Source organism: Allokutzneria multivorans, assembly GCF_039537405.1.
GTDB lineage: Bacteria > Actinomycetota > Actinomycetes > Mycobacteriales > Pseudonocardiaceae > Allokutzneria > Allokutzneria multivorans.
Genome location: NZ_BAABAL010000003.1, coordinates 328,580 through 340,985 on the forward strand (window position 1 = coordinate 328,580; position 12,406 = coordinate 340,985).

General features: G+C 69.9%; 15 protein-coding genes. 7 read left to right on the top strand and 8 right to left on the bottom strand.

Translation table 11 applies throughout. The features are described 5' to 3' along the window. Positions 1-65 precede the first annotated feature (65 nt). Entirely contained in the window at positions 66-464 is a 399-nt protein-coding gene (locus ABD798_RS01805) for a DUF4345 domain-containing protein (protein WP_344870668.1), read from the top strand. Here the strand turns inward: ABD798_RS01805 and ABD798_RS01810 are convergent. Beyond that, positions 448-1,572, bottom strand: coding sequence for a serine hydrolase domain-containing protein (locus tag ABD798_RS01810; RefSeq protein WP_344870669.1), 1,125 nt, complete (start codon positions 1,570-1,572; stop codon positions 448-450). The two genes, ABD798_RS01805 and ABD798_RS01810, sit on opposite strands and share 17 nt — an antisense overlap. A 92-nt stretch (positions 1,573-1,664) precedes the next feature. Between ABD798_RS01810 and ABD798_RS01815 the strand changes: the two genes are divergently transcribed. Beyond that, a complete protein-coding gene (locus tag ABD798_RS01815; RefSeq protein WP_344870670.1) occupies positions 1,665-2,324 on the top strand; it encodes a TetR/AcrR family transcriptional regulator in 660 nt (219 codons plus the stop codon). Here the strand turns inward: ABD798_RS01815 and ABD798_RS01820 are convergent. Further along, positions 2,299-2,850: a TetR/AcrR family transcriptional regulator gene (locus ABD798_RS01820; RefSeq protein WP_344870672.1), complete on the bottom strand. Its 552-nt coding sequence runs from the start codon at positions 2,848-2,850 to the stop codon at positions 2,299-2,301. The genes ABD798_RS01815 and ABD798_RS01820 overlap by 26 nt on opposite strands. Continuing rightward, a complete protein-coding gene (locus ABD798_RS01825; protein ID WP_344870673.1) occupies positions 2,847-4,256 on the bottom strand; it encodes an MFS transporter in 1,410 nt (469 codons plus the stop codon). Before ABD798_RS01825 ends, ABD798_RS01820 begins: the two co-directional genes overlap by 4 nt. 122 nt (positions 4,257-4,378) lie before the next feature. Between ABD798_RS01825 and ABD798_RS01830 the strand changes: the two genes are divergently transcribed. Further along, the gene (locus tag ABD798_RS01830) at positions 4,379-5,200 is read left to right on the top strand and encodes an SDR family oxidoreductase (protein WP_344870674.1); all 822 of its coding nucleotides are present in this window, start codon (positions 4,379-4,381) and stop codon (positions 5,198-5,200) included. Positions 5,201-5,397: 197 nt separating this feature from the next. On the opposite strand, the gene ABD798_RS01835 is transcribed toward ABD798_RS01830, so the two are convergent. Both ABD798_RS01835 and ABD798_RS01840 read right to left on the bottom strand, forming a co-directional pair. Beyond that, on the bottom strand, positions 5,398-6,276 hold the full coding sequence (locus ABD798_RS01835; protein ID WP_344870675.1) for a TIGR03620 family F420-dependent LLM class oxidoreductase: 879 nt from the start codon (positions 6,274-6,276) through the stop codon (positions 5,398-5,400). 78 nt (positions 6,277-6,354) lie between these two features. Continuing rightward, on the bottom strand, positions 6,355-6,876 hold the full coding sequence (locus ABD798_RS01840; protein ID WP_344870676.1) for a hypothetical protein: 522 nt from the start codon (positions 6,874-6,876) through the stop codon (positions 6,355-6,357). A gap of 122 nt (positions 6,877-6,998) precedes the next feature. Between ABD798_RS01840 and ABD798_RS01845 the strand changes: the two genes are divergently transcribed. Next, positions 6,999-7,670 (top strand): DUF2306 domain-containing protein, encoded by a 672-nt coding sequence (locus ABD798_RS01845; RefSeq protein WP_344870677.1) that lies wholly within the window; start codon positions 6,999-7,001, stop codon positions 7,668-7,670. Between the two features lie 217 nt (positions 7,671-7,887). Here ABD798_RS01845 and ABD798_RS01850 read toward each other — a convergent pair whose 3' ends face one another. Beyond that, positions 7,888-8,220 carry an ArsR/SmtB family transcription factor gene (locus tag ABD798_RS01850; RefSeq protein WP_344870678.1) on the bottom strand — a complete coding sequence of 111 codons (333 nt, stop codon included), beginning with the start codon at positions 8,218-8,220 and terminating at the stop codon, positions 7,888-7,890. A 9-nt stretch (positions 8,221-8,229) separates the two neighbouring features. After that, positions 8,230-9,171 (bottom strand): beta-ketoacyl-ACP synthase 3, encoded by a 942-nt coding sequence (locus ABD798_RS01855; RefSeq protein WP_344870679.1) that lies wholly within the window; start codon positions 9,169-9,171, stop codon positions 8,230-8,232. Positions 9,172-9,235: 64 nt separating this feature from the next. Between ABD798_RS01855 and ABD798_RS01860 the strand changes: the two genes are divergently transcribed. Next, entirely contained in the window at positions 9,236-9,847 is a 612-nt protein-coding gene (locus ABD798_RS01860; RefSeq protein WP_344870680.1) for a TetR/AcrR family transcriptional regulator, read from the top strand. Here ABD798_RS01860 and ABD798_RS01865 read toward each other — a convergent pair whose 3' ends face one another. Further along, positions 9,848-10,789, bottom strand: a complete 942-nt coding sequence (locus ABD798_RS01865; protein ID WP_344870681.1) for a tyrosine-type recombinase/integrase — start codon at positions 10,787-10,789, stop codon at positions 9,848-9,850. Between the two features lie 168 nt (positions 10,790-10,957). Between ABD798_RS01865 and ABD798_RS01870 the strand changes: the two genes are divergently transcribed. Further along, the gene (locus ABD798_RS01870) at positions 10,958-11,386 is read left to right on the top strand and encodes a PGPGW domain-containing protein (protein WP_344870682.1); all 429 of its coding nucleotides are present in this window, start codon (positions 10,958-10,960) and stop codon (positions 11,384-11,386) included. 37 nt (positions 11,387-11,423) lie between these two features. Next, positions 11,424-12,359, top strand: a complete 936-nt coding sequence (locus tag ABD798_RS01875; protein ID WP_344870683.1) for a LuxR C-terminal-related transcriptional regulator — start codon at positions 11,424-11,426, stop codon at positions 12,357-12,359. The last annotated feature ends 47 nt before the right edge of the window (positions 12,360-12,406 follow it).

Sequence of the window (12,406 nt, forward strand, 5' to 3'; positions counted from 1 at the left end):
ACTCTACTTGACACGCGTCTACTAGCTAAGTAGACACACATCTACTAGTGAGAGGGGTGGGGCGGATGGTCAAGCTCCTGAGGGTTCTGCTGCTGGTCACCGGCGTCGCGTGCGTGGCGATCGGCGCGTACCACATCGCACTCGGCATCGACTCCGTGCCTGGTGAGGCCGGTGCGGGCGCCACCGTGGACAGTCGGGAGCGCTTCTACAACGCGATCTTCCTCGGCTACGGGCTCGCGTGGGTCTGGGCCGCCCGGCAGACGCCGATCTCCGCGCGGGCCGTGCGCTGGCTCGCCGGGATCATGCTGCTCGGCGGCGTCGGCAGGGTCCTGTCGATGCTCGTCCACGGTCAGCCGCACTGGTTCCAGGTCCCGCTGACCGTGATCGAGTTCGTCTTGCCCGCGGTGTTCTTCTGGCTCGCTACCGCCGACGAACGCCGTGTCGCGCTCAGTGGACCTGGCTGAGCGCGGCGGTCCACGGCAGCCAACGGGGGTCCGCGCCCGACATCGGGTCCCATGCCATGTTCGTGCACGTGTAGCCCACGGCGTGGCCGCTGTCCGGATCGGCGAACGCCAGCCGTCCGCCCGCGCCCGCGTGCCCGAAGGACGTGGGGCCGAGCATCGGCTCACCTGGGCGTGACAGCTCGTAGCCCAGCCCGAACCGCTGCGGGAACGGGATGCGCATCAGGTGCAGCGGTGACGGCGCGGACAGTGAGTCCGTCTGCGGGGTCCGCGCCTGGCGCACCGACTCATCGCTGAGCAGACGCACGCCATCGACGTCGCCGAGCGTGGCCGCGTACATCCGCGCGAGCGAGTGCGCGTCACCGACCGCGTTCATCGCCGGGATTTCGGCCGCACGGCCCTCGCGGGTGTTCAGCAGCGGCAAGCACTCCGCGGCGAACGTGTAGCCCTTGACGAGCGCGCGCACGTTCTTCGTGCCGAACTTCAGCGCGGCGGGCAACTTCAACTCCGGCGTCGTGGAGAACTGCGGGACCACGCGGTGCTCCTGCTCCTCGGGCAGCCCGATCCACAGGTCGAGTTCGAGGGGCTCAGCGATCTCGGTGTGGAAGAACTCGCCGACAGACCGCCCGGCGATGCGGCGCACGACCTCGCCGACGAGGTAGCCGTAAGTCAACGCGTGGTAGGCGTAGGCCGTGCCGGGCTCCCACGTCGGAGTCGCCGCGCCCAACGCCTTGACGCACGTGTCCCAGTCCAGTGCGTCGGTCGGGATGAGTCCGGCCTCCTTGGGGAACGACGGTATGCCCGCGCTGTGCGTGAGCAGGTGCCGCACCGTGACCGACGTGGCCGTGAACTCCGGCCAGTACCGCGTCACCGGCTCGTCCACGTCGAGCAGACCGCGTTCGACGAGCATCTGCGCGCACGTCGCGACGATGCCCTTGGTGCACGACATGACGATGCCGAGCCTGTTCTCCTCGCCGGTCCACAGGTCGACGACGAGCTCACCGTGCCGGTAGACCGACAGCTGCGCGTGGCCCTCGTCGTGGGCCTGTGCGGCCGCGAACGCCTCACGCACGTTCTCGTAGCCACGGGCCACTGATCCACTGACTCGCATCGCCCTGCCTCCACCGGTGTCCGGGAACGCCGGCGACATTATCGGACCACTGGTCTGTTATCAAGAGACCGCCGGTCTGATATCCTGGGCCGGTGACCGACTTCCAACGCGCGCGACGCCCTGAGCAGGTGAGACAGCGTCGGGAAGCGATTCTGGACACGGCCGGGGAGATGCTCGCCGAACGCCCGTTGGCCGAGATCAGCCTGCGGGAGCTGAGCGACCGGGTGGGTCTGGCGAAGTCCAACGTGCTGCGCTACTTCGACAGCAGGGAAGCCGTCTTCCTGGAGCTGCTCGACCGGCGGTGGACCGCGTGGCTGGACGAGTTGGAGCCGGTGCTGACGAAGCAGGTGCCGAGTGATCCGGAGGCGGTGGCCACGGCGGTCGCGCTCTCGCTCTCCGGCCACGCGCAGTTGTGCGAGCTGATCAGCTCGATGGCGGGCGTGCTCGAACGCAACATCACCGTGGAGTACGCGCGGGTGTTCAAGGGCAACTCCTCGCGCAACGCGGACAGGCTCGCGGCCATGGTGCGCGGGCACTTTCCGGGGATCGGGGAGCACGGTGCCGGGCACTTCGCGGGCTCGGTGTTCGTGATCGTCGCCGGGCTGTGGCCCTACGCGCGCCCCACCGAGGCGGTTGCGCAAGTGATGGCCGAGATGGGCTCGCCGACCTCACCGGAGCTGTTCGTGATCGGTCTGCGCGAGGGCCTGTGCAATCAGCTCGTCGGCCTTATCGCGCGATCTGGTGGTCGTTGACCAGCGACTGGAGCGCGGGCGCGTAGAGGTCCGCGATCCGCTCAATGGCGGCGGTCGCCGCAGGGCCTTCGCGGTCGACAGCGAGCGCCGCGCCGAGCCCGATCAGCTGCGCCACGAACAGTTCCGCGCGCAGCGGCACGTCCTCGCCGGTGAGTCGCGCGGCGACCTGGTGCACAACCTGGCGACGGAAGCGCTCGCGCAGCATGGCCCGCTCCGCGCCCACGCCGAGCGCGAAGACCACGCGCAGCAACAGGTCCGCGTTGTTGTCGCGGCGGAACTGGACGAGCGCGCGCACCGCGCAGCGCCCTAGCTCCTCGTTCGGCGCGTTCAACAACGCGGTCGCCGCGTCCTCGAAGTCGGCGACCTTGTCGAACAGGGACTCTTTGCCGCCGAAGTGCTTCACGATCAGTGAAGCGCTCACACCCGCATCAGCCGCGATGCCGCGCAACGTGACGTCCGCGTAGGGATTGCGTGCGAACGCACGGCGCGCGGCGAGCAGGATCGCGTGGCGACTGCTGTCGGTCATGCAGCTGTCCCCGCGAGCACGCGAGCTTCGACCTGTGCCGGACGCGGGGCCGGGATCAGCAACGTGAGCCCGAGCGCCGCCAACGCGCACGCGCCCGCGATGACGAACACCACGAGGTACGCGCCGAGCGTCGGCCCGTGCACCGTGACCAGCGACGAGAGCACAGTGGCCACGATCGCGCTGCACACGGCTTGGCCGATGGAACGCATCAATGTGTTGAGCCCGTTGGCGGCGGCGGTTTCCGTCACGGGCACAGCATGCATGATCAGCGCGGGCAGGGCGGAGTACGCCACGGCTGTTCCTGCGGCGACCACCGTCGCGCCGATGACGATCGCGACCAAGCTCTCGCTGGTGAACAGTCGCACCGCATAGCCCACGGCCATCACTCCGGTGGCCACCGCGAGCGTGAAGCGCGGACCGCGCGCCGCTGACAGCCGTGCGGACACCGGCGACAACAGCACCATCGCGATGCCGCCCGGCAACAAGCACAGTCCGCTCACCACGATCGACGCGCCGAGACCGTAGCCGGTCGCGACAGGCTCCTGCACGAGCTGCGCCGTGGCCAAAGAGTTGGCGTAGAAGGAAAATCCGACAAGCAGTGCCGCGAGGTTGGTGAACAACACCGCGGGGCGCGCGGAGACCCTGAGGTCCACCATGGGCGCGTGCACGCGCAGCTGGTGGAACGCCCACAGCGGCAGAATGAGTACAGCCGCCGCGAAGAAGCCGAGCGTCGCGGGCGAACTCCAGCCCCACGCGCTGCCCTTGGACACCGGGACCAACAAGCACACCAGGAACGCGCTCAGCCCCAACGCTCCGACGACGTCGAAACGACCGTGCGTGCGCAACGGCGACTCGGGGACGATAAGCACGACAGCGGTCAGCGCGACCACCCCGAGTGCCGCGCAGAGCCAGAACAGCGTGTGCCAGTCCGCGTGTTCTACGACCAAGGTGGCCAACGGAATCCCCAGTGCCGCACCCATGCCGAGCGTCGCGCTCATCATGGCGATCGCCGGAACCACGCGCTCGCGCGGGAGTTCGTCGCGCAGGATGCTGATCCCCAGCGGCACGACCGCGAGCGCGGCGCCTTGTAAGCCCCGGCCGACCATGAGCACGCCGAGACTGGAGCTGACCGCGCACAGCAGCGAGCCGGTGATCATCGACGAGAGCGCGAGCAGCAGCACGCGGCGCTTGCCGTACATGTCCCCGGCCCGGCCGAGGAGCGGCGTGAAGACCGCGCCCGTCAGCAGCGTGATCGTGAGCAGCCAGCTCACGTCGGTCGGCGTGCCGCCGGTGAGCGCGGGCAGTCGGGGGAGCAGCGGGACCACGATCGTCTGCATCACCGCCGTGAGCACCCCGCAGGAGGCGAGCGCGGCGAGGATCAGGCGCGGACGACGTGCGCTGGGCATGGGTCTCCTCCGAAAGGGGTGAACGTATGTTCACCCAGTAAACGCTTGTTCACCTCAGAACTCAAGTCCGGGCCTGACCTGGCCGAACCGTGACTGTCAGGGGTCCGTGCTTCAGTCGAGCCATGGCAGAGAGGAAGCAGGAACCCACCGTTGTGCTCGGCGCGACCGGCTCCACCGGACGGAGGGTCGCGGCACTCCTGCGCGAGGCTGGGCGACCGGTGCGGGCGGCCTCGCGCTCCGGCGACGTCCGGTTCGACTGGGCCGACCGCGCCACCTGGGAGCCGACCGTGGCGGGCGCGGGCGCGATGTACCTGATGGCCCCGCACGAACTGCCCGTCGACCCCGAGTTCGTGCGCTGCGCCGTCGAGAGCGGAGTGCGCCGGCTGGTGCTGTTGTCCAGCATGGCGATCGAGTTGATGGGCGACGACCGGCTGATGGCGGCCGAGCGCACCGTGCGCGAGTCCGGCGCGGAGTGGACCATCGTGCGGCCCAACTGGTTCAACCAGAACTTCGACGAGGGCGTGTTCGCGGCCGCGATCGGCGCGGGCGAGCTGGCCGTCCCGGTCGGCGACCTCCGTCAGGCGTTCGTCGACGCCGACGACATCGCGGCCGTGGCCGCCACGGCGTTGCTGGAGGACGGCCACGCCGGGCGCAGCTACGAGGTGACCGGACCGGAGTCGCTGTCCTTCGCCGACGCGCTCGCCCTGATCGGCGCGAAGACCGGCCGGGAGATTCGCTTCCACGGCGAGAGCGCGGACTACGTCGCCGCGATGACCGGCTTCGGCGTGCCGCGCGAGCAGGTGCTGTCGGAGCTACCCGGTTTCGAGGCTCTGCGCGCCGCCGGGGATGGCGCTCCGACCGACGTCGTCCGCACCGTCACTGGTCGTTCCCCCAAGCCGTTCGCTGCTTACGTTGCGCAGGCTGATTTTTCGGCTGCGGGTTAGGGGTCGTCGGTACCAGCGTGCGGTCGGCTTGATTTGCAGGGGTTTGCCAGTCTTCAAGTACACCGAACCCTCAGCCGAGGGGTCGCTAACCGCCGCAAACCCTTGGCCTTGCGGGGGTTTGCGTGGGTTAGCGATGATCGACAGGGGGGTTTGTGGGTCTTGAAGACCGGCGAACCGTGGTCGCGGGTGCGGGAGTGTCAGGGGGTGAGGGCCTCGCTGAGGGCGCGCCACTGGGGGAGGGCGGTCCGGCCGGGCTCGACGCCGATCACCTGGACGGCGACGTGGTCGGCTCCGGCGTCGAGGTGTGCGTGCAGCTTCTCGGTGATGGAGTCCAGGTCGCCCCAGTACACGAAGTCGTCGATGAGCCGATCGCCGCCGCCGTTGCCGATCTCCTCCTCTGAGTAGCCGAGGCGGCGGAACTTCGCGATGTTGTACGGGCTCGTCAGGTAGGCGTGCATGTGCGCGCGGGCGATCTCGCGAGCCTTGGTGCGGTCGGTTTCCAGCAGCACGGCGTGCTCGACGCCGAGAAACGCTTGTGGCCCAAGGATGTCGCGGGACTGTGCGGTGTGCTCGACGTTGACGTGGTAGCTCTGCGAACCGGCGGCGCGGTCGCGGGCCAGCTCCAGCATCTTCGGTCCATAAGCGGCGAGGATGCGCCGGACCGGGCTCCGCGGAGCGGGGTTGGGCGAATCCATCGCGTCCAGCTCGTCGAGGTAGGCGGCCATCGCGTCCAGCGGCTTGACACCGGCGTGGGGAGTGCCGCCGAAGCCGAGGCCGAGCACGTGCCGGTCGGGGAACGCGTCGGCGAGCAGGGTGCTGGCGCCGTGGGTCCAGCGCGCCTCGCGCGACCAGATGCGCGCGATGCCGTTGACGACGTTCAGCCGCTCGGACGCGGAGAGCAGGACGGCCGCGTGCGTGAAGGCGTCGCGCCCCAACAGTTCGGGAATCCACACCGTTGGCCAGCCCAGCTCCTCGATCTCGCGGACGGACTCGCGCACGAGCGCCGCCGACTGGAACTCGAAGTCGAAGGTGTAGATCCCGAACCGCCCCAGATCCAGACCGTCCAAGCTGCCCATCGCGCCACTCCTCGCCCGTACCGGCACCGACGGATCGAAGTATCGCGTATTTTCGATTTGAGAAGCAAGTGCGTGCGGTCAGAGCTGGGTGCCGGACGCGAGCAGGGCCGCTTGGTACGGCGGCAGTTCCTCACCCTCGATCACCACGTCGACGGGCGCGCCGCGGCTGTGAACGAGCCCTGCCCACCAGGGGCCGATGGAGATTCCCGGGGCGAACTCGACGGCGTAGACGACGTGCTCGGGGCAGGGCGCGTTCTTCGAGACGGGGACGCGAAGAGCCTTGACCACCCGCCGCGCTTCGGTGGCCAGCTCCACCAGCGGACCGTCCTCTGCGGACGCTGCGGCGGGCTCGAAGCGGTAGACGGGGAGGTAGACGTTCTTGGGCGCTCTGGTGGCCAGGACGGCGAACTCGGCTTCGCGCATCAGTCGCACGTCGGCCGCACTGAGCTGGACGCCGCTGTCGGCCAGGATTCCGCCGAGCGAAAGTTCGAGATCGCCGAGTTCGCCCGCGGTGAAGTGGCTCCACAGCGCGCCGATGTCGTCATCGGTGACCCGTCCCGTGAAGTGTCTGATGAGGTCGACGACGGGGTTGTTCGGCACGCCCCGACGGTACAACCGTCAGAGGTGGGGAAGGCCCCACCCCCAGTGGGCGGCCAGCACCAGAGATCATCGGCGACCGGGTTCCTACCGTTGCCGACAACGACTTCTGGTGGGAGAAAACGATGTTCCGACGGCCCTGGATGGCTCCGCTCGCCCTGGTGGTGCTGGCGTTCCTGGCGCTCTCGCTGCCCGGCTACCTCAGCCTCGACCCCTCGCGGTCCCGGTTGCCGTCACCGCCCGGTTTCCCGGAGTACTACTGGATTCTCGTCTCGCACATCATCTTCGGCTCCATCGCCATGGTGACGTGCTGCCTGCAGATCTGGCCGTGGCTGCGCCAGCGCAACCTCGCGCTGCACCGCCGGCTGGGACGCGTCTACGTCTTCGCCGGAGTGCTGCCCGCCGGGCTGCTCGGGTTCGTCGTCGGCGTGAACACGCCCTTCGGCCCGGTCGCCATGGCCAGCCACGTGATCCTCTCCACGCTGTGGCTCGGCACCACCGCGATGGGCATCATCACCGCGCGCAAGCGCCGCATGGCCGAGCACCGACGCTGGATGATCCGCAGCTTCGCGCTGACCATGTCGATCATCACCAACCGCCTGTGGTCGGCACTGGCCGCGGCCGCGCTGGAGCCCCAGATCGCCACCACCTTCGGCGGCAGCGAGATCGCGTTCATGCACGCCATCGGATCGCTGTCCTCCTGGCTGGGCTGGACGATCCCGCTGCTGGTCGCGCAGTGGTGGCTCGACCGCCGCCCGGCTCGCCGCCGCACTCCCAGGATCGCCCAACCCGCCTAGGGCCTGTCCTGTAAGTGGTTGAGCTGCGTATTCCGGTCACGGTGTCGCCTGGGGGTTGGGGTGTCTTCAAGACCCGCAAACCCCGCTGTTGATCATCGCCAACCGCCGCAAACCCAGCAGCCTCGCGAGGTTTGCCGTCGTTGAAGACCGCTGGGGCAGGGGTTTGTAGGTCTTGAAGACCGCCGAACCCGGCGACTTGCAGGACAGGCCCTACTGGTTAGAGGGTCTGGCCGAGGGTGTGCACGAGCTGGGCGATGCGGGCCTCGTCCCGCTTGTAGTGGGTCCACTTGCCCACGCGCGTGGACTTCACCAGCCCGGCACGTTCCAGTTCGGCCATGTACGCGGACACCGTGGACTGCGCCAGGTTCGCCTTCTCGCGGATGTGCGTCACGCAGATCCCCACCTCGACCGGATCAGCGATGGCGCGTTCGGCGGAGAAGTGGCGCGTGGGCTCGCGCAGCCACAGCAGCAGCTGCAACCGCACCGGGTTCGACAGCGCCCGCAGCGCGAGGAGCACGTCGGGATCCGGTGAGCTCGCGTTCTCCGCCACACCGCGAGTCTAGGGGCAGGCGACCACCTGGCCGGCCCACGACAGCCCGCCGCCGAAGGAGAACAGCAGGACCGGAGCGCCGGGCTCGACCTCGCCCAGTTCCGCGAGTTTCGACAGGGCCAGCGGGATCGAGGCGGCCGAGGTGTTGCCGGAGTCGACGACATCGCGTGCGATCACCGCGTTGGTGGCGCCGAGCTTGCCGACGAGCGCGTCGATGATCCGCAGGTTCGCCTGGTGGGTGACCACGGCACCCAACTCGGCGGGCGTGACTCCGGCGCGCTCGCAGGTCAGCCGCGCGAGCCCGACCAGCTCGGTCGTCGCCCAGCGGTACACCTCGCGGCCCTCCTGGCGGAAGAGCGGGTGCCAGTCGCCGGAGAGCCGCACCGCGTGCCCGCGCGTCGGGTCCGAGCCCCACACGACCGGGCCGATGCCGTCGAGGCCACCGGAGCCGGTGATCACCGCCGCGCCCGCGCCGTCCCCGAGCAGCACGCAGGTCGACCTGTCGGTCCAGTCGGTGAGGTCGGACATCTTCTCCGCGCCGATCACCAGCGCGGCCCCGGCCGCTCCGGCTCGCACCGCGTGGTCGGCGGTGGCCAACGCCGTGGTGAACCCGGCGCAGCCGTTGTTGAGGTCGAAGGCGACGGCGGCCGGGATGCCCAGCCGCCCGGCCACCTGCGCGGCGATCGACGGGCAGCGGTCGATCGCCGAACACGTCGCCACGACGACCATGCCGACGTCTTCGGGGGCGAGCCCGGAGGAGGCCAGCGCCTTCGCGGCGGCCTGCGCCGCGAGGTCGGTGACGGACTCGGCGTGCGCGATGTGCCGGGTGGCGATCCCGGTCCGCTGGCGGATCCACTCGTCGGTGGTGTCGACCAGGACGCTCAGGTCGTCGTTGGTCATGACGTGTTTCGGCTGGTGGTGGCCGAGCGCGGCGATCCTCGCTAAGGGCATGCCGGACAGTTTAGCGTCCGATCGTTCGGACGCTAAACGCGGCGCTTCCGGGTAGGCTGACCCCGTGAGTCCGCGCAGATCGGCGACCGAGGCCCGCAACACCCGCTCGGTGATCCTCGACAGGGGCGTGCACGTCGCCTCCGTGGAGGGTCTGGAGGGCCTGACCATCGGCAGGCTCGCCACCGACCTGGGCATGAGCAAGTCCGGTCTGCTCGGCCACTTCGGCTCCAAGGAAGTCCTGCAGCTCGCGGTCGTCGACACCGCCGCCGGGGTTTTCGTCCACGAGGTGTCCGACCGGGCCACCGGCGTCGAACCCGGCCTGCCCCGGCTGCGTGCGCTCTGCGAGGCGTGGATCTCCTACATGGAGCGCGGTGTGTTCCCCGGCGGCTGCTTCTTCACCGCCGCCGTCGCGGAGTTCGACGACCGCGAAGGCCCCGTGCGCGAGGCCGTCGCCAGGATGATCGGCTTGTGGCGCCGCGACCTCACGTTCCAGATCAGGCTCGCCGCGAACGCCGGGCAACTGCCTGGCGGCATCACTACAGACACCGATGCCGACCAGCTGATGTTCGAGCTGTACGGCGTGATGCTCAGCCTCAACCACTCGCTCCGCCTCGACCGCGACCGCGCGGCCGTTGACCGCGCGCGCAGGGCCGTTGCCCGTCTTCTCGGTGCGTGATCACCCCTCCGGGAGCGGGAGCAGCGCGGGCTGCTCCGGGTCGTGCTCGCGCGGGTCGTCCGGCAACGCGAGCTGTTCCGGCGCCGGTGCCGTGCGGCGCAGTTCCTCCAGCGGTGGCAGGTCGACAGCCTCCCCGCGACTGGTGATCTCCGCGGCGGCGCGGGCGACCTGGGTCGCGGTGAGCCCTTCGCCGAGCCCACCCCGCTCCGCGCTGCGCAACACCAGCCGCATCAGGTCGATCGCGGAGATCCGCCGCAGCCCCGAGCGCTCGTAGAACACGTGCGGCCCAACGACATCCGGTCGTTCCGCGCGCCACGCTGCGAGGTAGCCGACCACGGACGCCGGTAAGGGCAGCCACATGTCGCCGTCGTGCACTCCGCGCCGTGAGAGATCGGCGAGCGTGCGCGTGGTGACGCGTTCCGGCCGCCACTGGGTGACCACGAGCAGGCCGACCATCGCGGCCCCGAGGCTGCCGCCGAGCCACGGGTCCCGGTGCACCTCGATGACCAGTGCCCGCAACGCCTCCGCGTCCGCGCCGCGCGCCGGATTTCTCGGATGGGGTGGGTAGGCCGACGCCGGGTCGAGCGCGCGGGCCTGCTGCACGGGGTTCGCCTCGATCAGCCCCGCGCGCACGCAGTAGGTGAAGAAGGAGCTCCACGCGGTCGCCTTGGTGGCGATGGTGTTGTGCCGCCGCAACGGGTGCGCGCGGTGGTCGAGGTCGTGGCGGTTGCCGGTCAGGGTGTGCGAGTACGCGATCACGTCCTCGGCGCGGGTGGAGAGCAGGCCGCGGCCGCGGTGGCCGAGCAGCCAGCCCGCGAGGCGACCGAGGTCCCGGCGGTAGCGGGCCCGCGTGTGCTCCGAGGGAATGGTCGCCAGCCAGGCGCTCACCAGCCGCGACACAGCCGCGCTGGTCATGATCGGTGTCGTCCTTGCCTTGTCCATGTCGCGATGGTGACACCACCCCCTGACAGTCACACCAGCGCGCGCGGGCGCGAACAACCCGAAGATCATCAGGTGGTGAGCGTGCCGGGCGGCTGAGGCGGCGGCGTGTTCGGTGCGCGGAGGCGCCCGGCTGGCTAGCGTGTGCGGCAACGGACACGAGGAGGACCGGTGGCGGCGAGCAAGCAGCTGAAGCGCGTGCTGATCATGTTGCTGGGCGGGGCGTTGGTGCTGGTCGGCGTGGTTCTGCTGGTCCTGCCGGGGCCCGGGTTGCTGCTGGTGCTGGCCGGTCTGGTCACCCTCGCCGCCGAGTTCCCGTCCCTGGAGAAGTACGTGGACCCGGTGCGGGACCGCGCGATGAAGGGGATGGAAGCTGCGGTGTCCTCGCCGCTGAACGTGGCCGGGTCGGTGCTGGCCGGGCTCGGGCTGATCGGCTTGGGCGTGGTCTGGGGCCTGCGGCTGTTCCCCTGGCTGCCGCTTCCCGGCTGGGCGACCGGGTCGAGCCTGATCATCTCCGGTGTCATCCTGTTCGGCCTGTTGGGGTACAGCTACCACCGCGTGAGCCAGCGCCGACGCTCGGCGGCGGGCCAGGAGCCGTAGGCTGGACCATCGCGCTCCGCGTTCGCAGGGAGGCCCAGTGTCACAGTTGCCACTGAGAGTCAGCACGCAGACCGCTGCTGTGCTGCACGAGGCCCACAACACGATCACAGCGCGCTTCGCCTACGACCGGTACGGCCTCTACGAGTACGTGCGCGTCGTCGCGGGACGGATCGCACGGGTGGACGCCTTCCACGTCGGCCTGCTGCACGGGTCCAACCGCGTCCGCTTCGTCTACGGCCACGACGACCCGGTCTCCCGCGCGTACCCGCCGAACGGCCAGGTGGCGTGGGTCGTCCGGCACAAGCAGACCTACCGCGTCTCCTACGACGCCGGTGCCGCGTTGCGCGCGGAGAGTGCCGCCGCCGACGTGGTCACCGTGCCGCTGTTCCGCCGCGACCGCACCGGTGGGCGCCGGATCTTCGGGATGCTGTCGATGTACTGCTCGGTGCCCGATGTCTACGACGACAACGCCGTGCACGCCTTCGAGTGGCTGGCCGGGCTCGTCGCGCGAGTGCTCGCCCGGCACCAGGAAGACCTCGACGCGCTGCGATTACTCCCCGCCGACCTGCCGGGCCTCGCGTCGTCCTCCACCCGCGATCCCGTCGTCGAGTACCTGGCCTCGCGCGTGGCCTCGCTGCGCCGCACCGCCGAGGACGTGCTCGTCGGCGGCGAACTCACCCTCGCGGCCGCGCACCTCCAGCAGGTCGTCACCTCGTGCGTGGAGATTCAGTCGGAGCTCGCCGAGATGTCCCTGCGCGCCGACGACGGCCCCGAGCAGCGGTTCCTCGCGCTCACCCCGGCCGAACAGCGCGTCGCCCTGCTCGTCGCCGACGGCCACACCAACCAGCGCCTGGCTCAGGAGCTGGGCATCAGCGCCAACACCGTGAAGACGCACCTCAAGAACATCCTCCGCAAGTACGCCATGGACCGCGCCCAGGTCGCCGAGGACGTCCAACGCCACCTCGTCCGCTGACCCTTCGCCGCCGCCGTGCGCGCTGAATGACTCATTGAGGTACTTGA